This window comes from Shewanella violacea DSS12, assembly GCF_000091325.1.
Taxonomy (GTDB): domain Bacteria; phylum Pseudomonadota; class Gammaproteobacteria; order Enterobacterales; family Shewanellaceae; genus Shewanella; species Shewanella violacea.
Genome location: NC_014012.1, coordinates 3994527 through 4017120, shown reverse-complemented (window position 1 = coordinate 4017120; position 22594 = coordinate 3994527). Strand labels below are relative to the sequence as shown.

At 45.0% G+C, this 22594-nt stretch carries 16 protein-coding genes and 1 other RNA gene; 7 read left to right on the top strand and 10 right to left on the bottom strand.

What is annotated here, in order from left to right; genetic code table 11:
- Positions 1-25: 25 nt before the first annotated feature.
- From SVI_RS16745 to SVI_RS16735, 3 genes are all read right to left on the bottom strand, one after another.
- Complete coding sequence (locus SVI_RS16745; RefSeq protein ID WP_013052813.1) at positions 26-1624, bottom strand: AMP-binding protein; 1599 nt, start codon at positions 1622-1624, stop codon at positions 26-28.
- 296 nt (positions 1625-1920) lie between these two features.
- Positions 1921-3417, bottom strand: a complete 1497-nt coding sequence (gene ccoG, locus SVI_RS16740) for a cytochrome c oxidase accessory protein CcoG (protein ID WP_041420049.1) — start codon at positions 3415-3417, stop codon at positions 1921-1923.
- A gap of 242 nt (positions 3418-3659) precedes the next feature.
- Positions 3660-5129 carry a sigma-54 interaction domain-containing protein gene (locus tag SVI_RS16735; protein ID WP_013052811.1) on the bottom strand — a complete coding sequence of 490 codons (1470 nt, stop codon included), beginning with the start codon at positions 5127-5129 and terminating at the stop codon, positions 3660-3662.
- Positions 5130-5596: 467 nt separating this feature from the next.
- Here SVI_RS16735 and SVI_RS16730 point away from each other — a divergent pair, with 467 nt between their 5' ends.
- Both SVI_RS16730 and SVI_RS16725 read left to right on the top strand, forming a co-directional pair.
- A complete protein-coding gene (locus SVI_RS16730; protein ID WP_157608719.1) occupies positions 5597-8173 on the top strand; it encodes a TonB-dependent receptor plug domain-containing protein in 2577 nt (858 codons plus the stop codon).
- A 981-nt stretch (positions 8174-9154) separates the two neighbouring features.
- A complete protein-coding gene (locus SVI_RS16725; protein ID WP_013052809.1) occupies positions 9155-9769 on the top strand; it encodes a LysE family translocator in 615 nt (204 codons plus the stop codon).
- A gap of 178 nt (positions 9770-9947) precedes the next feature.
- On the opposite strand, the gene SVI_RS16720 is transcribed toward SVI_RS16725, so the two are convergent.
- Positions 9948-10283 carry a DUF3144 domain-containing protein gene (locus SVI_RS16720; RefSeq protein ID WP_013052808.1) on the bottom strand — a complete coding sequence of 112 codons (336 nt, stop codon included), beginning with the start codon at positions 10281-10283 and terminating at the stop codon, positions 9948-9950.
- 181 nt (positions 10284-10464) lie between these two features.
- Complete coding sequence (locus tag SVI_RS16715; protein ID WP_013052807.1) at positions 10465-11043, bottom strand: pilus assembly FimT family protein; 579 nt, start codon at positions 11041-11043, stop codon at positions 10465-10467.
- A gap of 137 nt (positions 11044-11180) precedes the next feature.
- Between SVI_RS16715 and ung the strand changes: the two genes are divergently transcribed.
- Both ung and SVI_RS16705 read left to right on the top strand, forming a co-directional pair.
- Positions 11181-11849 carry a uracil-DNA glycosylase gene (gene ung / locus SVI_RS16710; protein ID WP_013052806.1) on the top strand — a complete coding sequence of 223 codons (669 nt, stop codon included), beginning with the start codon at positions 11181-11183 and terminating at the stop codon, positions 11847-11849.
- Between the two features lie 735 nt (positions 11850-12584).
- Positions 12585-15368, top strand: coding sequence for a M9 family metallopeptidase (locus SVI_RS16705; RefSeq protein WP_013052805.1), 2784 nt, complete (start codon positions 12585-12587; stop codon positions 15366-15368).
- A 108-nt stretch (positions 15369-15476) separates the two neighbouring features.
- Here SVI_RS16705 and SVI_RS16700 read toward each other — a convergent pair whose 3' ends face one another.
- The 5 genes from SVI_RS16700 to zapA form a co-directional block, all read right to left on the bottom strand.
- Positions 15477-15983, bottom strand: a complete 507-nt coding sequence (locus tag SVI_RS16700) for a copper resistance protein NlpE (protein ID WP_013052804.1) — start codon at positions 15981-15983, stop codon at positions 15477-15479.
- 298 nt (positions 15984-16281) lie between these two features.
- Complete coding sequence (locus SVI_RS16695; protein ID WP_013052802.1) at positions 16282-16617, bottom strand: hypothetical protein; 336 nt, start codon at positions 16615-16617, stop codon at positions 16282-16284.
- 258 nt (positions 16618-16875) lie between these two features.
- Positions 16876-17487, bottom strand: a complete 612-nt coding sequence (locus SVI_RS16690) for a 5-formyltetrahydrofolate cyclo-ligase (RefSeq protein ID WP_013052801.1) — start codon at positions 17485-17487, stop codon at positions 16876-16878.
- A gap of 479 nt (positions 17488-17966) precedes the next feature.
- Positions 17967-18147, bottom strand: a non-coding RNA gene (gene ssrS / locus SVI_RS20925) — 6S RNA.
- Between the two features lie 177 nt (positions 18148-18324).
- Positions 18325-18633 carry a cell division protein ZapA gene (gene zapA, locus SVI_RS16685; protein ID WP_013052800.1) on the bottom strand — a complete coding sequence of 103 codons (309 nt, stop codon included), beginning with the start codon at positions 18631-18633 and terminating at the stop codon, positions 18325-18327.
- 613 nt (positions 18634-19246) lie between these two features.
- On the opposite strand from zapA, the gene SVI_RS16680 reads away from it, so the two are divergent.
- The 3 genes from SVI_RS16680 (at position 19247) to SVI_RS16670 (ending at position 22588) form a co-directional block, all read left to right on the top strand.
- A complete protein-coding gene (locus SVI_RS16680) occupies positions 19247-19822 on the top strand; it encodes a UPF0149 family protein (RefSeq protein WP_041420439.1) in 576 nt (191 codons plus the stop codon).
- Positions 19823-19896: 74 nt separating this feature from the next.
- Entirely contained in the window at positions 19897-21183 is a 1287-nt protein-coding gene (gene ubiH / locus SVI_RS16675; RefSeq protein ID WP_083779914.1) for a 2-octaprenyl-6-methoxyphenyl hydroxylase, read from the top strand.
- A 199-nt stretch (positions 21184-21382) separates the two neighbouring features.
- On the top strand, positions 21383-22588 hold the full coding sequence (locus SVI_RS16670) for an FAD-dependent oxidoreductase (protein ID WP_013052797.1): 1206 nt from the start codon (positions 21383-21385) through the stop codon (positions 22586-22588).
- Positions 22589-22594 lie beyond the last annotated feature (6 nt).

Here is a 22594-nt window from a genome sequence, read left to right as displayed (position 1 = left end):
AGCTCGGAACTTGTACCTAGGGTATTTACTTCCTTAACTCTCTTCTTAAAATCTTACCTACCGTAGACTTTGGCAGGGCTGACATAAACTCAATTTGTTTAGGTATCTTATAGGCGGTTAATTGCTCGCGGCAGTAAGAGATGATGGCCTCTTTGGCAGCCTCTGGGTCACAATTTGGATCGGTTAGTACGATAACGGCTTTTACCGCTTCGCCGCAGCGTTCATCGGTTACGCCAATAACGGCACACTCGAGCACAGTTTCATGGCTTGCCAGTACATTTTCAACTTCGTTAGGGTAGACGTTGAAACCTGAGACGATAATCATATCTTTCTTACGGTCGACTATCTGGTGCAGACCATCTTGGGTCGCCAGGGCGATATCGCCGGTTTTAAAGTAACCATCATCTGTCATCACCTCGGCGGTTTCTTCCGGCTTATTCCAATAGGCACTCATCACCTGAGGACCCTTCAAAGCCAGTTCGCCGGTCTCGCCCTGGGGCACTTCATTACCATCATTATCGAGAATCTTAACCTGAGTGCCTATGACCGGCTTACCTATCGTCCCCAGTTGCTCGAGACCCGGAGCATTGAGTGAAACAACCGGAGAGGTTTCAGATAAACCGTAACCTTCGGATATGGTGCAGTCGGTTGTCTCTTTCCACATGCCTGCTGCGGCTTGGGTTAGGGCTGTGCCACCGGATATGGTGACCTTGAGATGACTAAAATCCAATGCCTTAAATTCGACTTGATGGCATAAACCGACAAATAGGGTGTTGAGTCCGGCGAAACCGGTAAATTTATAGTCTGAGAGTGTCTTAATAAGCGACCCGATATCTCTCGGATTCGGCACCAAGACCGAGCAGCAACCGCGCTCGAAATAGAGCACCAGGTTTATCATAAATGCGTAGATATGATAGACGGGCAGTGGGGCGACAAATATCTCTTCACCCTGGACGAGCTTATCGCCTAAGCGAGACTTAATTTGCATGGCATTAGCGATGAGGTTGCTATGGCTAAGCATGGCCCCCTTAGATAATCCGGTAGTGCCGCCTGTGTATTGTAGGGCTGCTAAGGTGTCTAATTTTGTACTGAATCGCTTGAATGGCAAGCTTTCACCCTGGGCTAATACATCTAAGAATTTATGGGTCTTAAATGAAACTTGCGCTTGGGTCTGAGGGGCGAGTAAGTCGGCCGCATGGGTGGAGATCACTGTGTCTATGCCTGTGTTGGCAACCACATTTTCCAGCTTTGGCAGTAGATCCGATAGCACCACTAATACTTTAGCGCCTGAATCATTATATTGATGGGTAAGTTCGCGCTCGGTATACAAGGGATTAGTATTGACTAAGACCATGCCGGCACGAATGGCACCGTAGGCGGCGATAACATATTGAATAATGTTGGGCAGCTGTATGGCTATACGATCGCCAGGATTAAGACCCGAAATACTCTGCAGATAGGCGGCAAAATAGCGAGAGTCACGTTCAATTTCACTGAAGCTGGCGTGATGGCCTAAACAGGCGTAGGCGGTTTTATCTGCATATTTCTCACTCGCCGTTTCTATCAGATCGATAAGTGATGAGTATTGAGTGAGGTCGAGTGTCGAATCTGAATCATATGCCATAGGTTGAGCCCTTATGAATTAAGCGAATGCCTGTGGGTAAGACTGGCTAACCCCGGCAGCTTCAAAAATCAAACAGATGTTTAGATTAGAGCTAAAAATGGTATTAGGTCAACAAGAATGTGACTTGGATCACACTTTTAATCTCGTTCTAACAGCATGTTAACTTTAGAGTTGTAGCTCTAGTTTGGCTAGATGGAGCAAAATTCGCCGGAAAAGGGCTGTCCGCTAGCCAACTTGGCTAGCGGGGTGGGCGGGGGAGGTTTAGTTTACTCTTTGCTTAAACGTTTATTTTCTGGTTATGGAGTGAAAAAATTAGAGTCCTGAGAAATCTGGTTGTTGGGATCTTGGGTGTCTATGAGCTTAAACACGATTTTTGCCATTCCCGCTCTCATTGGATATGCACCTGGAGTGGCCTTGTCTATGGCCTCGTTAACCTGGCTATACACAGTGAGAGGGTAGGTTATCTGTTCACCCGCCTTGACCTTGAGCTCTATGCTTTCCTGCAGGCTGTAGTGTCTGTTGCCAGAGACAGACAGACGGTAGTATTTCTCACTCTGGGTCTTATTACGGACCTTGAGGGTGTAACTGTTTTCAATTTTATCATCCAGAGTCTCACGGTAGAGGCTCTGCCTGTCTCTGAGTACATTGAGCTGAATATCTTTTTTCAGGTAAATGTCGATGCAGATCACCGAGAACATCACCATGGCTGCTATGCCATAGCCTAAGAACTTAAGTGAAGTCAGGGGTTTGTTTCTCTGGCCCTTTAGATGATTCTCGCTGCGATAGCCGATGAGATTGCGCGCATAGCCAAATTTATCCATGGTCTGATCACAGGCATCGACACAGGCGCCGCAGTTAATACACTCATATTGCAGGCCGTTACGTATGTCTATTCCAGTGGGACAGACATCGACACACAAGTTACAGTCGATACAATCACCCAAGTCGGTGGCTTGTTTGCGCTTTCTTGGTCCTCGGGATTCACCACGACTGGGGTCATAGGCTACTGTAATCGTGTTGGCGTCAAACATGGCCGATTGAAATCTGGCATAGGGGCATAAGTGTAGGCATACCATCTCTCGCATCCAGGCGGCATTGATATAGGTACAGATGGCAAAAAACCATACCCAGGCCGTGAGCATAGGGCTGGCACTCAAGCTAAATATCTGTGGGTACAGGCTAGTGGCAGGGACAAAGTAGGCGATAAAACCACAGCCAGTGAGCAGGGCTATCAGTCCCCAGAGCAGATGCTTACCACTGCGTTTGATTATCTTGTCCCGGTTCCAGGGGCTCTTATCCAGAATTCGGCGTTTATTATGGCTGCCCTCGATACGCGCCTCTATCCAGACAAAGATAAATGTCCAAGCGGTCTGTGGGCACAGGTATCCACACCAGACTCGCCCGAGAAAGGCGGTGATAAAAAACAGTAGAAAGGCTGCCGTGATAAATATCCAGGCAAGAAGGGTAAAGTCCTGTGGCCAGAGTGTGGTACCAAAAAAATAAAACTCTTGTTTATTGAGATCGAATAAGACCGCTTGTCGGCCTTGGTATTGAATCAAGGGCAGTAGAAAAAATATCGCGATAATAATGCTATTTAGACTTGTCCTCAGTCGTTGGAAATAGCCTTTCTGTTCCCTGATATGGATCTTATTATTGATGGGTTTTGAGCTGGCAGGGATCTGTTTTATGGCAATAGTCTGGCTGGTCTTAGCTAGGGCTGGCGATAATTGTACTAGGGCCCCGGCCTTTATCGATATTGGGTTTATAGATGATGAATTAATATTGTTTTTCATGTTTGGCTTCCGACAACTTACTCTCACACAGAGTGCTACAGCTAAAGCAAGAGTAAGGCCAGAATTAGACGTGTTTAACTAGTTGAAAATTAGCCATTTAAATTTGTAGGTTAATCCATGAGTCACGATATATCACGTTATTGTGATATATCGAACAAATGTGCAGATTAAACCCCGCGTATTACGTCTAGTTTTTTATAGGAGAGCTCAGTACTTTTGAATGAAGGCCTAATTTTCTGTTTTTAAACCCCGCGAATTACGTTGAGTTTTTTCATGCGAGATCTCAGGGTACTCGGAGGTAGACCTAATACGGCCGCAGCGCCTTTGGGGCCAGAGATGCGCCAGCTAAGCCGTTGCAGTGTCTGTTTGATATGTTCGGCTTCGACTTGGGCTAAGGTTTTCTCACCCTTAACTGGGTTTTCAGTCGTTTGGGGGGTTATCTTAGGGATATGCAGTATGGGGCCATGGCTCAGAATGCTGAATCGCTCGAGCAGGTTCTGTAACTCCCTGACATTACCCGGCCAGGAGTAGGCCATCAGATTTTTAAGACCTTGCTTACTGACACCTTTGATTTTTTTTCCTAGTTTTCTATTTAATTCTGTGACTATATGGCGGATTAGCTGGGGGATGTCATCGGGGCGTTCTCTAAGGGCGGGGACCTTGATGGGAAAGACATTGAGACGATAATAGAGATCCATCCTGAATAACCCCAGTTCTACCCGCTTGAGTAGATCATGGTGGCTAGCTGCGACTAGCCTGATGTTTACCTTGATAGTTTCGCTGCTGCCGACTCGCTCAAATTCCTGTTCTTGTATGACTCTGAGTAATTTAGACTGAGCTTCCATGCTCAATTCGGCGACTTCATCGAGAAATAGGGTGCCATTATTAGCGAGTTCGAAACGACCCTTGCGACGGCTGAATGCACCTGTGAATGCCCCTTTCTCATGGCCGAATAATTCACTCTCAAGTAGCGAGGTTGAGAAGGCGGCGCAGTTAACACTCACCATGGGTTTATTGCTGCGATCGCTGAGTCTATGAAGGTTGCGTGCTACCAGCTCCTTACCCGTACCGTTTTCACCGTAAATGAGTACTGTGCTATTAGTATTAGCGACCAGCTTTATTTGGCGGATCATCTGTTGGATCACCTGACTCTCCCCGGATATGCCTACATCTCCGGTTCTATCGGCCAGCTCGGCCAGCAGGTAGTGGTTCTCGTTGGTGAGTTTCTCAGACAAGGCCTGAACTTGTTCTAATGCCTGCCTTAAAGAGTCTTCGGTTTGCTTCTGAATACTAATGTCACGAAATATCGCGACTACGCCGATAAGCTCGCCATCTTTATAGACTGGGGTTGAGGTGTAATGCACCGGAAAACTGCTACCGTCTTTTCGCCAGAACACATCCTGACTTGTTTCTCGGGCGATACCATCATGTAAGGTATTGTAAATAGGGCAATCTTGCTGAGGGTAGTGGCTGCCATCGGCATGACTATGGTGATGGCTGTTATGAATATTACGTCCCAATAGCTCTTCATTCTTCCAGCCAGTCATTCTCTCGGCAGCGGGGTTAATGAACACTGCATTACCCTTTAGATCGAAGCCGTAGATGCCTTCTCCCACCGCATTGAGTAGGAGTTTATTTTCCGGCAGAAAGTCGGCATGGGAATCGATACTTAGCTGAGTCGAAACGGGTATTTCATCACCATATTTAGTCATAGTTAAACCAGAGTCTTATTAAATTAGAAATGTGCGATATATCGTCTTTATGATTATAGAACGATTGGCATGATGATGGCTATGTAGGCGATTGATTCTTTAACTGGAAAGATTTTCGATTCTGGTTCCAGAGCGAATAGAGCGTAAATCGAGAACGATATGTTAATTAATTGTTTTGTTTTCTTACAGCTTAAAACCTAGGGGTGAAATTAAAATTAGACTTTTTATTCAGTTAGTCGCGGATAATAACGCCAAATAGACGGTTTCCCTGCATAAGTATCAAGTCTGACTTTAAGGTTTAATCAATTAACATTGGAAATTGTTTCCCGTTTGTTATAAAAAAGTAGTGGGAATGTTTGCGTTTCTGGCTGTGTAGGTCTTTCCACTTCATATTTGAGTGATATTTATACGAAACTATGAGGTGAAGACTGCAGTGAAAATATAATAATTAAATGAGAATAATGACCATGAGTAATAATAATAAATTCGGGATTAGTTCACTGAGCTTAGCCATCTCGATAGCGCTAGCCGGGTCCTTTGCCAGCACACAAGCTTTAGCTGCAGAAGATCAAAATATATCAGAAAGCGTAGAAAGAATTGCAGTCATAGGCTCACGCTCAGCGCCACGCTCAGTAGGTGAGTCTCCGGTGCCAATCGACATTATCGATAGTGAAGATTTAAGAAAAAATGGCTCAACTGACATGATTGATATGTTGGTGGCTTCGGTGCCATCTTTTAACTCCAGAGCTCAGCCTATTAGTGATGCGGCTACTCTGGTTCGCCCAGTTAACCTCAGGGGATTACCTTCAGATAGCACCTTAGTATTGGTTAACGGTAAGCGTCGTCACCGTGCTTCAGTCATTGCTTTCCAAGGTGGTGGCATTAACGATGGTGCTCAGGGCCCCGATATTTCGGTCATTCCAGGTGTCGCTTTAAAGCAAGTTGAAGTATTAAGGGATGGTGCATCAGCCCAATACGGCTCTGATGCGATTGCCGGTGTGATGAACTTTGTATTAAAAGATGATGCAGAAGGTGGCTCAATCACTGTCAGTCAGGGGGAGTATTACAAAGGTGATGGCGCGACGACCACCATTGATGGAAATATCGGTTTACCTCTTACCGACAGTGGTTTTGTTAATATCAGTGCGCAATATAAAACTGCCGATGCTACCAGTAGAAGTGTTCAGCGCCAGGATGCGGCAAACTTGATTGCACAGGGAAATATGGATGTTAATGATCCAGCCCAAATCTGGGGTAATCCTGAAATAAAAGATGATTACACCGTATTTGTAAATACAGGCTTCGATATTAATGATAGTGCTCAGCTCTATGCGTTTGGTAACTTGTCATCAAGGGATGTTGTGGGGGGATTCTATTATCGTAATCCTCATAACCGTGGCAACGTATATTCAGTTGATGACGGCGAAACCTTGCTTGTTGGGGCCTTAAACGGTGATCAATCTAGCTGTAACGCGGTTCCTATTCCTAAAGTTACCGACGCAAACGGTAATATCCTAGATGGCAATGTGCTGACGAGTCAGCCCTATCTGGATATGCTCGCAGATCCGAACTGTTTTTCTATGAACCAAATTAGACCAGGCGGTTATACCCCGCAATTTGCTGGTACCGTGAAAGACAGTTCATTCTTCGCCGGTATCAAAGGTGATATCGGAGAGTGGAGCTATGATGCCAGTGCAGGAATGGGTAATAATAAGTCGACATTTAGTTTACGTAACTCATTGAATCCATCTCTTGGTTTAGATACTCCTACAGATTTTGAAACCGGTGCTTATGAGCAGTCAGAAACAACAGTCAATATCGACTTTTCACGCTCGATTACCATAGGTGCCCTTGAAGATCTGAGCTTTGCGACAGGTTTTGAGTGGCGAGAAGAGTCTTTTGAGATCACACAAGGCGAAGAATCCTCTTGGATTGCCGGACCTTATGCTGATCAAGGCTTTAATATCGGTTCTCATGGCTTTAAAGGTTTTGGACCAGAATCTGCAAGTAAAAACTCACGCAATAACATAGGTATTTATGCTGATGTAGAAGGCTACCTGACCGATGATTGGTTGTTGGGTGTTGCGTTGCGCTATGAAGACTTCTCTACCTTCGGTGACACCCTTAATTATAAAATATCGACTCAATATTCTGCCACTGACTACTTATCGTTTCGTGCATCTCACAGTACGGGCTTTAGAGCTCCGACAGTAGGGCAAGAAAATGTTGTTAACACGCAGACGTCGATTGTGAACGGTGACTTGATCCAAACCTTTATCGCTCCGCCAACTAACCCGCTTGCAGCATTCTATGGTGGTAAAGTGTTAAATCCAGAAGAGTCTGTCAGTTATGCATTTGGTACTGTATTTGAATATGAAAACTTCTTTCTGACGCTTGATTACTACAATATTGAAGTAACGGGCCGTCTCGCGCAGTCGAGCCAAATAGCGGTAGAAGAGGAAGATTATGATGAGCTAAGGGCTGCGGGTATTGAGCATCCTGAACTTATTTCGGCGGTAACTTTTTATACCAATGACTTTGACACGACGACACAAGGTATCGATATTGTTGGTTCTTATGAGACGGAGTTTTTGAGTGGCGATGCAAACCTGAGTTTGGCTTATGGTTGGAATGATACCAGTGTCGATAAGTATGATCCTGACACTACAGATGAAGGAAAGGTTCGTCGTTTAGAAGATGGTATTCCGGCTCATAGAGGGACATTAACTTGGGGCCAATCTTGGGCAAAATTAAGCACGACACTTAGAGCTAATTATTTCGGCGAATATTATGCGACACACGCTGATGATACTACTGAGTGGGGCTCTGAAGTTGCCGATGCTGCAGTGACCTTTGACCTAGAAATTAGCTATGCCGTTCTCGAAAGTTTAACGTTTTCGGTTGGTGCGAACAATATCTTTGATCAAGAAGCGCAAAAGCTAAAAGATGGCACTTTAGGTGCTCTCGGTGGCGTTTACTACGAAAGTGGACCATTTGATTATAACGGTGGCTTCTACTACGGACGAGTTAACTATATCTTCTAATGGTGAGTTGGGTTCATTAGTAAATCATGACATTACAACGCTGGCTTCTACTACAGACGAGTTAACAATATCTTCTAATGGTGAGTTGGATTCATTAGTAAATCATGAAATTACAAGGGTGGCTTCTACTACGGACGAGTTAACTATATTTCCCAATGGTGAGTTGGATTGATTAGTAAATCATGAAATTACAAGGGTGGCTTCTACTACGGACGAGTTAACTATATTTCCCAATGGTGAGTTGGATTGATTAGTAAATCATGACATTACAACGCTGGCTTCTACTACAGACGAGTTAACTATATCTTCTAATGGTGAGTTGGGTTCATTAGTAAATCATGACATTACAACGCTGGCTTCTACTACGGACTAGTTAACTATATCTTCTAATGGTGAGTTGGGTTCATTAGTAAATCATGACATTACAACGCTGGCTTCTACTACGGACGAGTTAACAATATCTTCTAATGGTGAGTTGGGTTCATTAGTAAATCATGACATTACAACGCTGGCTTCTACTACGGACGAGTTAACAATATCTTCTAATGGTGAGTTGGATTTATTAGTAAATCATGACATTACAACGCTGGCTTCTACTACGGACGAGTTAACAATATCTTCTAATGGTTAGTTAGATTCATTAGTAAATCATGACATTACAAGGGACGAGTTAACTATATTTCCCAATGGTTAGTTAGATTCATTGGGAAATCATGATATAAAAATGGCTGCTTATGCAGCCATTTTTTATGTCTGTTTTTCCCGTTAACTCATAGTCGGAAATCTTGAGGGGGAACTCATATTGACCAGTAATGGGACTAAATAGAATATAACGATTTGTTGCAATTGAGTTTTGCTCGTATCAGATAAACTTTGTAAGCTGTTCGACTGATTCATTCAGAGATACTAACGTTAGGACTGAGTGACATTGGCCTGAGTGAGTAGAGATTAATCCACTAATAAGCATAAAAAGGAAATAGTATGAGTTTTACTGCTTGGCTGAGTTTAGTGGCCATCTGTTGTTTAGGCGCAATGTCGCCGGGCCCTAGTCTGGCTATGGTGGTGAGGCACACCTTAGGAGGCGGCAGAGGCAAGGGCATTATCTGCGCCTGGGCTCACTCTATCGGCATAGGTATTTATGCCCTAGTGACCCTGTTAGGTCTGGCCGTGGTCCTTAAGAAAGCGCCCATGGTGTTTAATGGTATTGCCATCACAGGTGCCCTATATCTTGCATGGATGGGGGTACAAGCCCTGCGTTCTAAGGGCGGTATGTCTGAGAAACTCGTGGCGGGGAAATCGACGGATTCATTTACGGCCGCCAGAGATGGCTTGGCAATCTCGCTATTTAACCCTAAGATTCTACTCTTCTTTCTGGCGTTATTCAGTCAATTCGTCATGGCTGCTGATAGCTTATGGGGCAAGTCATTGATCGTATTTACGCCGCTGATTATTGACGGTCTCTGGTTCACGATTATCGCTATGTTGCTGTCCCATAAGTCAGTCTTGCCCAAACTCAGAGAGAAGGCTGCATTGATCGATAAACTATCGGGAGTGGTACTGATCCTATTAGCCGTGCGGGTACTTGTGACGATTTAGGGATCGGTGCCTAGTTTCTAGCACTTAGAAATTAAAATGCCATCGCAGTGATTCACTGAACGATGGCATTATTCTTTCTACGAGCTACGAGCTACGAGATTTAAGCTGGATACTGAATCAAGTTCAGTATGACTGTGTTCTTCGCTTTAGCTCGGAACTTTTACTTACTTAAAGCTTCTTATTTAGTAAACACCTGCACGGCATCATCTTTAGCTGGCTCTTGCTCTTTAGCCTCTAGTTCCTTAGAAAGTGGAGGATTGTTAATATGATCATCCAGATTATCTTTGAGCATCTCTTTATATTCTTTAGTGAACCATTCGAGAGCATTGGCTTTTTCTGCTGCTAAATCGGCTGATTTTAATGCCGCCTCGAAGGCGTTGAAGCGAGAAGCTGCGAATCTTAGGGCGGTGCCGACTTTACTTACATCTTGTTCTTTAGCATTGATCTCGTTGGCAAGGGCAATAAATTGATCGGCTAGTTGAAAGATTGTGGTCTCTTTTTCTGCTTCTGACATGGTGCTCTCACTGGTTAGGAATAAGTTAACAAAGATGGAGTTTAAAGCTGTGGCCGAATACTAACGTAAATTAGCCGTTAATGAAGCAGTCATATTATTTATATGAGATTTTAACCAGATTAACGGATGCTAGTTTTCACATGTTTTTCCGGCATGCTTTGGCCGGAATCCAGCTTGAATGCTAGTTTTGTGGATCTGAATCGATAACTAGGCTGCCGTCCAGTGAGTCATAGGTAATACTGAGATTGGTATTGGCTGAATATGTATAGGTGCATGAGTTATCAAAATTATAGGTCGCCACATAATCAGTTTCATTGCTGATGCTATTGGATACACTGGGCTCATTGCCCGCAAAAATCGTTTCCCAGACCGAGATGCAGTCATCTGTGTTATCGAGTTTGGGAGAGTCATCATTGGAGTCAGGTGTCCCCCAATGCTGTGCTGGCCAGCCATTATCATTGAAGTCCATCTCTCCAGATTCTGTATCACCGAAGGTGGGGAGGTCATCGGCGGGGCCTGAACCAACACGCACAGCCCATACACTTCTTGCCAGATTAATTCCTGACTTAAATGCGCCGCCTGTCCCCTTAACCGTAGATACATGGGCATCTAAGGAAAGATTGATAAATTTTGGCAGGGCGACCACAGACAGTATTCCAAGTATAATGATCACCACTACAAGTTCGATCAAGGTGAAACCTGCGGCTCTGTTATTGAGCGATATAGCCCGAATGTGGCTCTTGCGGGAAGGATGATGCATTTTCTAATGTAAACCGTATCTTGTTCGAGATTCTTATTGTAACACTTTTGTTTATTTAAAATTACAACTTAAGACTGACTCTTTAGCTTGAGGGGGGAGTTTTCGTTGTACTATTTTTAGCCTGTAATGAGGACGCTATGACTGTACACTCCAATTGGAACACCTTTATTGAAGCCGAGAAAAGCTTAGTGTATTACCAAAAACTTCAAGGGTTTGTTCAGAGTGAACGCGATAGTGGCAAAGCCATATATCCTCCTCAAGAAGAGGTATTCACCGCATTCGAGAAGACGCCACTAGATAAGGTGAGAGTGGTGATTATTGGTCAAGATCCTTACCACGGGCCAAATCAAGCCCACGGTCTGTGTTTTTCGGTTAAACATGGTGTTAAAACACCGCCTTCTTTGGTGAATATATATAAGGAGTTGGTGACTGATATTACTGGTTTTAAAACCCCAGATCATGGCCATCTCTCCAGTTGGGCCGAGCAAGGGGTATTAATGCTCAACACGGTATTGACCGTCGAACAGGGCCTGGCGCATTCCCATGGTAAATCTGGTTGGGAAACTTTTACCACTAACGCGCTCAAGCTGCTAAACGAGCAGGAAACACCCCTAGTGTTTATCTTCTGGGGAGCCCATGCGATCAAGAAGGGCAAGGTGATCACATCAGAGCATCACCATATACTATCTGGCCCACACCCTTCACCTCTATCGGCATACCGCGGCTTCTTCGGCTGTAAACATTTCTCCAAGACTAATGCATTACTGGCATCTCTTGGAACCAAACAGATCGATTGGCAGGTATAGCTGTAACAAAGCTATAAGGTTTTAAAGCTAAGCAGGCTGCAGGGCTTATGGTCACATGTCATTCCGGTATGCCCTTGGCCGGAATCCAGCTCAGATTCTCGAACTCTCGAACTCTCGAACTCTCGAACTCTCGTAATCTCGGATTCTCGGATTCTAGAATGTTGGAGGGCTCAAGATAGAGCGTCACTAAATATCCGTCATTCCGGTATGCCTTTGGCCGGAATCCAGCTTAAATTCTTGAAAATCTGTTCGCTTTAAGCAAGAACCGCCTTCCAGCGCTATTATTTACCTTTCTGCTTTCTTATATTTCTTAGTCTTTTCCTAAGCCTCACTGCTCGAAGCCTTATTTACCTTTCTGCTTTCTTATATTTCTTAGCCTTTTCCTAAGCCTCATTGCTCGCAGCCTTCTAGCCATCTAGCTTTCCAGCTTCCCTCCGATTTGTGTGCCCTGTAAAAATAGGCATTTATGTTGATTCTCCTGTTTTGGGAAAAGTGAATTTAAGTAAAATTCACTTGATCTTGCATATTGTATAAAATATAACTGTATCGTAACAAGTTTATAACAAGGGCCCGTTCAGCAGCGGTGCTTCTAGTGCATTCACCTAGCAGTAAAGCAGAATGAAAGTGCTTAAATCGAATAAACAAATCAATTAACTTGTTAATAAATAATAAATAATAATTTATGTCATCTGTTTAGCCTTATTTGCCTAGGGCTAAAACAAATTGGAGAGACACATGTTCAAGAAGAATCTCATTATGTTGGCTTGCTCGTTAGCGATTGCGCCAGCCTATGCCAGTACTCAAGATCTACCAGTCGAAGCATTAACTTCGACTGTTACAGCTAATACCTTAAGTGCTAATAGCTTCAATACCGCCGATTTTAGCGCTATCGGCTTTAATGCAAGTGCCAAAACGGCCAGTAAGCCAAGTGCAAGTCAGCCTGGAAAGGCGCCAAGCTCATTCCTTTCTATGAGTCTGAGTCAGATTAAACAAGGCAAGATTAACAAGAGTGTAATTCAAGGTGCGACCGGCATGGTCGGCCCCGAAGGTAATCAAGGTCCCGCTGCAGCGGCATGTGTTGAATATGCTGAGTTTGCCTCACTAACAGGCCAAGATCTGTTTGATTTTGTTCGCACTACTGATTTTAACTGTATCTCAGATCTCTATCGTGAAAATGATGCGACTGCAGTGGCGGCTTATCAGGCATCCAATGTTGCCGATGTGGCTAATCTTGCTAAGGCGATGGCAGCTAGCTACGACAGTACTACAGGTTCAGAGATGCTGAACCTGTTTTACTTTCTTCGCGGCGCCTTCTATATCGAATACTACAATGACGATTTGACCTATAGCGACGATACAGCCAGTCATGCGGTTCGTGATTTATTAGTTGAGTACACCAAGAACCCTAACTTTGCCGATACCTCATCGTCTCAGGGCAACACTCTCGCCGAGTTCTTTATCGCCTGGGATAGCTCAGACAGTTATTACGAAGGTGTCGAGGCTATTTCTAACTATCTCGAAGTCTTTAGCCCAGAGCATCTTGCCAATTCAGATCATAGATACGCACTAACAAAGGCACTGACGACACTTTATTACGGCAGCTGGGATGCGACTTATACAGGTGCTGCAGAATCGCATACAAGCTTAATTAACGGCTTACTTAAGATAGCGACCTCTGAGTATATCTATAACTCAGATTATAGTTATGAGTCTTCCGATGCCTTTCATGAGTTCGGCCGCTTCTACGAGTATCAGGAATATTGGGGACTTTCTGCAGCCCTAAAGACACGCCTCAACGAAGGTGTTGTTGAATACATGAATAACTTCGAGCGTATGTCCAGTGAGTGGGCTGATGCCGCAGGTTACCTCGATTGGTATAACCCAGGTGAGTGTGAGCAATTTGGAATTTGTGGCTGGGCTGAAGAGCTTGAAGCGACGATTCTTTCAATTAACTACTCATGTAGCGACACTATCAATATCCGTGCCCAGCAGTTGACCACAGATGAGCTACAAGCATCATGTGATCTGATGGGCGGTGAAGAGATCTTGTTCCATGAAGTACTCGACACTGAGTATCAGCCTGTTGCCGACGATAACAACACTAACTTAGAAGTGAATATCTTCGACAGCTACAGTGACTACAACCAGTATGCAGGCATCATCTTCGGTATAGGCACCGACAACGGCGGCATGTATTTGGAAGGCACGCCATCGGATGTAGACAACCAGGCGAGATTTATCGCCCATGAAGCGACCTGGACTGATGAAATTCTGGTATGGAACCTACGCCATGAGTATGTGCATTATCTCGATGGCCGATACAACCAGTATGGTGCTTTCAACTATTTCGATATCGACACGGGTAAGTCTGTGTGGTGGTCGGAAGGTTTAGCCGAGTATATCTCCCATCAAAACCGTTACGATGAGGCCGTAGAGACTGGCCGTAGTCAGAGCTTCACACTCAGTGAGATCCTGTCTAATACTTACAACAGTGGTAGTGAGCGTGTCTATCGTTGGGGTTACTTAGGTGTGCGTTTCCTATTCGAGAATCACAGAGACGATGTGGATCAACTACTTGAGTTAGCTCGTGGTGGTGACGCTAGTGGCTGGCTTGGCTATATCGATAATGAAATCGGTACTCAGTATGATGCAGAGTGGAATACCTGGTTGTCGACAGTTACCAGTAACGATGAGCCGTTAGCTGGCTGTGAAGGTGATGAGTGTTTGCCGCCACCATGTGAGGAGACAAATACCTGTCCACCTGTGCCATGTGAAGAGACTGATACTTGTCCGGTAGAGCCTTGTGAAGACACTAACTCTTGTCCTCCAGAGGAGTGTACTGATGAAGCTTGTGATCCAGCGAACTCTAACCTAGTCGATGGTGTGGCTAAGATAGGCGTTTCCGGTGGTACGGCTTATTACTACATCTGGGTACCAGAGGGAACCGAGAACATACAGTTCAGCTCTACTGGTGGAACTGGTGATGCGAACCTGTATGCTAAGGCCGGCGCTTGGGCGACTAGCACAGATTATGATCAGGCATCAGAAAATGCAGGCAACGATGAGTCAGTGCTAGTCACTGAGATTGTCGGCGGTGATTACTATTATGTGACACTCGATAGTAGCGATGCGTTCGATGGTCTGAACTTGTTAGCCGAGTTTAATGTGGATGCTGAGCCCGTAGACCCGGTAGAACCTATTGAGGTCACTGAGTTACAGTCAGGCGTTCGCGTTAAGAAGCTGGCTAGTGATGATGCTCTTTACTTTAAGATTTTTGTACCCGGTGATATGAAGAAGGTTAAATTCATCATGTCTCGCGGTAAAGGTGAAGCGGATATGTATGTACGTTTCGGTGCGATTCCAACTATGGATGAGTATGACTTTACCGATACCAAAGATCTTGGCCGCGAGCGCATTATCGTTAAGCGCCCAGAAGGTGAAGATTTCTATTACATCATGCTAAAAGCCAGAGATGGTGACTTCAGCAAGGTGAACCTGAAGGCAAAATTTAAGCAATAATCTAAGCTAGAATGTAAAATAACGTAAAAAAAAATGGAGCCTAAGGGCTCCATTTTTTATGATGATATACTCACGGTTATCATGCTCTTAGCCTCTAGGCTTAAGGGGTTATCCCTTTTTTTCTAGACGGTAGTTGTCGGCTAGTGAACCTGTGATTGTGTTACCTTGCCTATCTAACATCATCAGCTGACTCTCACCGACTCGATACTGCTTAGGCTTAGCTAACTCACTGGTATCACCCATTAAGCTGATGGTGTTACCTGCGTCATTCCACTGGAATGGACCCGCTTCGGTGAAGACATTAGGCTTTTCTCCTGGAGCTGATGTACCTAAGTAAATGCTCTCTAATACATAGGTGTTATCTTGCTTCAGTGTCAGCACAGTCTTAATGCCTTCACAGCTTGCGCAAGGGATCACGCCTGAATAGGTAGCCTGCCAATCCAATGATGTGCGGCTGGTATCTCCCTGAGGCTGAGACTCTTTTACTTGCTCAAGTTGAGCCTGTGGCTGGGATTGAATTTGTGGCTTACTTTCGCTGGTTTTAATTTCTTGTTCAGAGCAAGCGGTAATACAAAGTGCCAGCAGTGAAACAGTAATAATTGGTAGTTTCATCATAGTCCTTATGAAATAATTTTTTGGAATGAGAGCTTGAGTTTATTTGCCGCCTGCTAGGTTTTATGAAATGGATAATTTAGCAGGGGTCATCAATCGCTTTTATCTGCAGCCAAAGGGCGAGGCTATAAAAAACGCTGCCTTCGGTTCTTGTGGGACCATCTCATATTTAAGAGATCTAAACAGTTAAAAATAATTTAGTTACTATAACGTAAAATAAAAATGGAGCCCAAGGCTCCATTTTTATGGTCAAGCTTCAAGTTTCGCTTAGGTGAAGAGCTTAAGTCTTCCCCTTGGCTGTTTACTTGATTGCTTGTTCTTTTAGTTGCGCAGCTTTGTCGTTAAGCTCAACTTTAGCTTGTTCAACCTTGTCATTAAGCTCAACTTTAGCTTGCTCAACCTGGTCATTAAGCTCAACTTTAGCCTGTTCAACTTTGTCGCTAACTTCAACAGCAACTTGTTCAACTTTATCATTCACTTGTTCGGCGACTTGTTCAACCTTGTCACTTACCTGAGCTTCAACTTGCTCTACCTGAACCTGAACTTCTTGTTCACTGTTAGGTGTTTGAGTCTCTTGCTGAGAACAAGCTGTAGCGCCGAGAGCCAATAGTGCAACTGCAATAAGTTGTAATTTCATTTTAGTCCTTATGAAATGATTTAATTGGAAAATGTGCCGAGATATTAACACATTTTAATCTGATATCAGATTCAGACGTCACGTTTAGTCTGATAATGTGATAAAGGGGGAGGAATCCCCCCTCCACGAGACTAAGGTCACGTTTCCAGGCTGTTAAATGTGTAAGTAGACATACTGAAGTCTATGAATATTAAACAATTAAGAAAAGAAAGTGGCAATTAGTTCACAGTAAGCCTGTGATGAGTCTTAAGCTTAAGTCTAGATATTAAATTTAAGTACCTGAGTCGGTGTGATTAGCAGTGGCAGTGGCACATCCCAATGTTCGCAAGGCAGGGAATCGAGCTGCTGACAGTCATGGGCGTAACCCACAGGATAAGGTTTATCTTGGCTTCTATGACTCGCTAAGGTTCTATCATAATAACCGCCGCCCATGCCCATACGATTACCTTGAGTATCGAATGCCACTAGGGGAGTGATGATCACATCTAATTTTTCACTGGGAATAAGGCCGCGAATATCCAGTTTAGGCTCGGCTATACCATAGGAATTTTTCAACATCTCGGTCTCTGGGGTATAGGCCATAAAAATGAGATTTCCTTGGCTAAATGGGTGCAGGCGTGGCAAGTAAAGCTTAATGCCTAATGCCCATAAGGCTTGGATCAAGGGGGCTGTGTCGAGCTCTCCATCGTTACTCAGATACAAGGCCAGATGTTTAGCTTCAAGTATCTTAGGCTGAGTCAGCATAAGCTTGGCTGCTTGGGTAGCATAAGTAGATTGTTGCTCGGCAGTCAGGGCTCTGCGAGCTTGACGGATCTGAGTGCGGATTGATTGTCGCTCAGTTTGGGCTATTTCGCTTGGGGTGAACGGCATCTTCAATCTTGCTCCTCTGTTTAAACACTCCAGACAGTGTAGCCCTGTGGCCGACTTGGTTTCAAGGACTTAAATGCTTGAGGGGAATGATGCTTTAATGCTTAAGATAGAGCTAAGAGGCTATAAGGCCGGAGTGCTATTCGTCATATGTCATTCCGGTATGCTTTTGGCCGGAATCTAGCTTGAGGGCTTGTAACCTTCCAGCTTTCTTAGTCTTGTCTTTAGCTTTTCGGCGATTAACTGTTAAATCTCAGACATAAAAAAACCATCACTTTTCAGCAATGGTTCTCTTATTTTAACTTTACGTCGAATTTAAATTGCTCCCCAAAATACCCTTGCCGCCACGCTGTTTATAAAGAGCCCTTGAACTATAGATGTTTCAAGGTGGACTGCTTGTAAATCGTCACAATTTTCAGACATAAAAAAACCATCACTTTTCAGCAATGGTTCTCTTATTTCAACTTTACGTCGAATTTAAATTGCTCCCCAAAATACCGTTGCCGGCGTAGCCCTTGAACCGTAGGTTCAAGGCGGGTAAATGATTAACTCCTAAGGCTTCTCGATACGAGCCGAGCTTGCTCAATGTCATCAAAACATTCACCCTGGGTTTGTAAATATCGGCACAGGGACATTGCCGACTGACGCGTATACCAGGGAGCAAAACTGGTGATCAGTAAGGCTTATTTTCATCTGCTATCGCGATGATGAGCCTTGCGGATCTAAATTTTGGTACTGATTAAATCATACTTATTGTGAGTATCGAATTAACCAGTACTGGCTTACCGAGTGATAGTCAAAAATACTCGGTAAGTATGTACAGTACAATATCCGTACAGTTTAATCTTCTTTTATCGAACGCTCAACGAGTGCGTTTTCGATAGTTGACTGCAACAGACCGATTTTTTCATCCATCTGCTTATTATAATCTTGATTTTTTTGCTGTTCTTCCAGCAATTCATAACCAGTATTTAACGCAGCCATTATGGCTACTTCTTCACGACTCAGATTGTGAGTTCGTGTTTTAAGCGAATTCAACTGCACTTCGAGCTTCTGCGCCACATGCTGCAATGCTCTCTCTTGTCCTTTCGGGCAATTGATGGAGTATGTACGGCCTAGTAAGCTAATATCAATAGCATGGCTACTCATGTCGCGAAGGCTCCTAGTTATGGGGTATTGAGCGGACTATATCGGTCTAAATCGCAAAGTGCAAGATGAGTAAGCGTTAAGGTGAGCCATATTTGATTAAATGTTGTTTAGATAGACAGACTTGGATGTTTTATAAACATTTGGTCAGGTTTTTCAAGCTAGGTACTAGAACCATCTGATTTGGCTATATCTAAACAAACTTGTTCTCGCTTCCTCGTTTCCTCGCTTCCTCGTTTCCTCGTTTCCTCGTTTCCTCGTTTCCTCGTTTCCTCGTTTCCTCGTTTCCTCGTTTCCTCGTTTCCTCGTTTCCTCGTTTTTCCTCGCTTCCTGTGAGTTACGAGGTCGCTTCGCTTCGAGAACGTTCGCAAGCTCACTTTGAGAAGGCCAACAAGTTGGCTGCGAGAGAAGAGCTGAGCTTGTTCTCGTTTTCTCGGCTTAGTCTCGAACCTTCTCGATTCCTCGATTCCTCATTTACTTACAACTAAATTCGTTGCTATTTTCCCCCATAACTCTAGTTGGATCTGAGTTGGAGCAGACTGGTGTCGGGTTTTCTTGGCTGTATGTCTCACTTCTGCTAGCATGGACTGAGTATTTTCAGCCTGTGGAAACAGTTATGGCAACCCCTCCTTCTCTACGTATAGATAATTTATTAGCAGCCTTAGATACAGCCGAAATCGGCCAGACACCGGTTGAAGTTCATGGTGCCCTGGTGGGGATTATTTGTGGTGGTGTAGAGCTGTCGAAAGATGCTTGGATTAAACCTCTGCTTGAGTTAATGAATGATGGTCAGCCTTTGCCAGAACAGCTCCACCTTCTGATCGAAGAGCTTTATCAAGATACCTTGACCAGAGTCTCGGATATCGAGTTTGGTTTCTCGCCCATGTTGCCGGAAGAGGAAGAGCCTCTCACTAAGCGTGTCGAGGCCCTGTCATTATGGGTACAGAGTTTCTTAACGGGCCTTGCCATGGTGCAGCCTAAAATAGACAAGGCTTCTGCCGACGTACAGGAAGTCATCAAAGATCTGGCAGATATTGCCCAGGTCGAGTTCGATGTGGCCGAAGACGAAGAGTCTGAGTCGGCCTATATGGAATTGATGGAGTTTGCCAAGATGGCTGCGCTGCTCTGCTATTCTGAATTTGGTCCGGATTTGACGGATCCAAATCAAAAAGAAGCCAACGTATTCCATTAAACTAACCCTATCTCATTATTGTATCTAGACTTGCCGCGGCCCATATAAACGTTGCGGCAAATTAGAGAAGACCAATGACAGCTGATATAGAAGAAAACATCAATACAACAAGCCCCCATACTCTGCAGCCCCAGGAAATAAGCCGGGTCGATGTTGCCATTGTTGGCGGCGCGATGGCCGGTGCTACCTTAGCTCTGGGGCTTAAAAAATTGAGCCAAGAGTTAAACCGGCCTCTCAAAATAGCCCTTATTGAAGCCCATAAACCCGGCAGTGAACATCCGGGATTTGATGCGCGCTCAATCGCCATCGCCCACGGTTCTATCTTCGAGCTAAAACGCCTGGGTCTCTGGTCTAAGCTTGCCCATCTTGGGACGCCCATAGAGAACATACATATTTCAGATCGTGGCCATTTCGGCATGACTGAGCTCAACGCCGAAGACTTTCATCTGCAGAACTTAGGTCAGGTTGTGGAGTTAGAGCGGGTCGGTCAGGTGCTGTTTAACTTGCTCCAAGAGAGTGATATCCAGTTGCATTGCCCAGGTTCATTAGCTCATGTTGAGGCCCAAACCGATTGTCAGCTGCTGACACTCAATGATGGCACTCAGATCAAAACTTCCCTGCTGGTGGCCGCCGATGGCGTGAATTCCAGAGTTAGGCAAGCCTTCGGGCTCCCTTTGGAGCAGGTGGATTTTGAGCAAGTAGCCTTAGTGGCTAATATCGAGACAGATAAGCCCCACGAAAACTGGGCGTTCGAGCGTTTCACCAATACCGGTCCCTTAGCCGTCTTGCCTATGGCGCCGCTTAAGGGAAATCCGCGAGTGTCCCTGGTTTGGGCGCTTACCCCTAGTGATGCCAAGCGCTTACAGTCTATTGCTAAAGATGAGTTTTTAGCCGAGTTGCAGGCAGCCTTTGGTTTCCGCGCCGGGCGATTTACCCAAGTGGGTGAGCGTTTATCCTACCCCTTGCTGCTGTCACATATGCCCAGACCCATCTATCACAGAACTGTGTTTATCGGTAATGCGGCGCAGACTCTGCATCCCATAGCCGGTCAAGGGTTTAACTTGGGCCTGCGGGACTTAGTTAGTTTATTAGATGTAATAAAGCAGGCCTTGCTCGATGAAGGCTCCAGCGAAGATATGCTTGACCTTGGCTCGGCCAGCTTGACCCACGCTTATCTGCACAGCCGAGAAAAAGACAGAAACAGTACCATGACTAATATTGAGTTCCTGGTGCGCAGCTTTTCTAACGACCATTGGCCTCTGGTTATCGGCCGTAGTTTGGGCTTAAGGTTACTCTCTTGGATGCCGCCATTGAAAGTGCCAGTAGCAAGAACCGCCATGGGCTGGAAGTCGGTAAGCTAGGCTCTCTAATAAGGGATGTTTAAAAGTCTCAGGTAAAAGATTGCTCTTGTTCTATATAACAGATATTTAAATAACAGATATTTAAAAGTTTGCTCTTGCTCTCTATAAGGCAAGGGCTAATTAAAAGATTCATACGAACTTACATATAACCTTGTAGATCTTAAGTGAAGGAAGTGAGATGCACACAAACTCAAGTGCAATGCAAACCTATGATGTAGCGATTATTGGCGGCGGTATGGTGGGATTAGCTACCGCTATCGGGCTGGCGATGGATGAACTGCGAGTAGTGGTTATCGATGCGGGTGAGGCACAAGCTGTCTCCGGCGAAGCCAGACTCAGGGTCAGCGCTATCAATAAGGCGAGTCAACGCTTACTGCAAAACTTAGGTGCCTGGAGTTATCTGGATGATGAGCGCGTTAGCCCTTATCAGAAGATGGAAGTCTGGGACAAGGACAGTCTGGGCAAGATAGGTTTCGACGCTCACTCTCTTAGTGAAGAGTATCTCGGCAGCATAATCGAAAACGATAACATACGTTTTGCCCTGTCTAAGCGGGCGGCCGAGTTCGATGAGATAACCTATCTGCAAAATCACAAGTTAGACCGGATAGCCTTCGGTGAACGTGAGGCCTGGCTGACCTTAGACAATGGCGATAATATCAGTGCCGCTTTAGTTATCGGTGCCGATGGCGCTAATTCTTGGGTGCGTGAGCAGTGTAAGATCCCCATGACCTTCTGGGATTATGGTCACCATGCTGTGGTTGCTAGTATCCGCACTGAGCTGCCTCATCAAGCTACCGCTCGTCAGGTGTTTCTCAAAGATGGCCCACTGGCTTTCCTGCCGCTATATGAAAATAATCTATGTTCCATCGTCTGGTCGGTGCCACCGGCAAAGGCGCAGCAATTATTGGCCGCGAGTAAACAGGAGTTTGAGCGCACCCTCACCGCTGAGTTCGACGGTCGCATGGGCATGTGTCAGCTCGAATGTGAGCCCCAGGCCTTTCCTTTGCGTATGCGTTACGCTCGTCACTTTGCCCGTCACCGTATGTTACTGGCTGGCGATGCGGCTCACACCATACACCCATTGGCGGGGCAGGGGGTTAACTTAGGTTTCTTAGATGCGGCGGCGATTATCGAGACCATCACCGAGCTCAAACTAGACGGAAAAGATATCGGCGATTACGCTAACCTACGTGCTCTGGAGCGTTGGCGTAAGGCCGATGCCCTGGAGATGATAGCCGCAATGGAAGGTTTCAAGCGTTTATTCGAAGGTAGCAATCCGCTTAAGAAAGCAATCCGTGATTTTGGCTTAAATTTAGTCGATAACCTTTCTCCTGTGAAAACACTGTTTATACAGCAGGCCATGGGTAACAAAAACAGCCTGCCCAAGCTATGTAAGCAAGACTAGACACTG

Excerpts from the sequence above, each read along its gene's own strand:
- zapA (WP_013052800.1), bottom strand. The coding sequence starts at position 18,633 with ATGAGTAGCCATGCTATTGATATTAGCTTACTAGGCCGTACATACTCC.
- SVI_RS16695 (WP_013052802.1), bottom strand. The coding sequence starts at position 16,617 with ATGAAATTACAACTTATTGCAGTTGCACTATTGGCTCTCGGCGCTACA.
- SVI_RS16720 (WP_013052808.1), bottom strand. The coding sequence starts at position 10,283 with ATGTCAGAAGCAGAAAAAGAGACCACAATCTTTCAACTAGCCGATCAA.
- ubiH (WP_083779914.1), top strand. The coding sequence starts at position 19,897 with ATGACAGCTGATATAGAAGAAAACATCAATACAACAAGCCCCCATACT.
- SVI_RS16745 (WP_013052813.1), bottom strand. The coding sequence starts at position 1,624 with ATGGCATATGATTCAGATTCGACACTCGACCTCACTCAATACTCATCA.
- SVI_RS16690 (WP_013052801.1), bottom strand. The coding sequence starts at position 17,487 with ATGCCGTTCACCCCAAGCGAAATAGCCCAAACTGAGCGACAATCAATC.
- SVI_RS16715 (WP_013052807.1), bottom strand. The coding sequence starts at position 11,043 with ATGCATCATCCTTCCCGCAAGAGCCACATTCGGGCTATATCGCTCAAT.
- SVI_RS16680 (WP_041420439.1), top strand. The coding sequence starts at position 19,247 with ATGGCAACCCCTCCTTCTCTACGTATAGATAATTTATTAGCAGCCTTA.
- SVI_RS16725 (WP_013052809.1), top strand. The coding sequence starts at position 9,155 with ATGAGTTTTACTGCTTGGCTGAGTTTAGTGGCCATCTGTTGTTTAGGC.
- ccoG (WP_041420049.1), bottom strand. The coding sequence starts at position 3,417 with ATGAAAAACAATATTAATTCATCATCTATAAACCCAATATCGATAAAG.
- SVI_RS16705 (WP_013052805.1), top strand. The coding sequence starts at position 12,585 with ATGTTCAAGAAGAATCTCATTATGTTGGCTTGCTCGTTAGCGATTGCG.
- SVI_RS16730 (WP_157608719.1), top strand. The coding sequence starts at position 5,597 with ATGAGTAATAATAATAAATTCGGGATTAGTTCACTGAGCTTAGCCATC.
- SVI_RS16700 (WP_013052804.1), bottom strand. The coding sequence starts at position 15,983 with ATGATGAAACTACCAATTATTACTGTTTCACTGCTGGCACTTTGTATT.
- SVI_RS16670 (WP_013052797.1), top strand. The coding sequence starts at position 21,383 with ATGCAAACCTATGATGTAGCGATTATTGGCGGCGGTATGGTGGGATTA.
- ung (WP_013052806.1), top strand. The coding sequence starts at position 11,181 with ATGACTGTACACTCCAATTGGAACACCTTTATTGAAGCCGAGAAAAGC.
- SVI_RS16735 (WP_013052811.1), bottom strand. The coding sequence starts at position 5,129 with ATGACTAAATATGGTGATGAAATACCCGTTTCGACTCAGCTAAGTATC.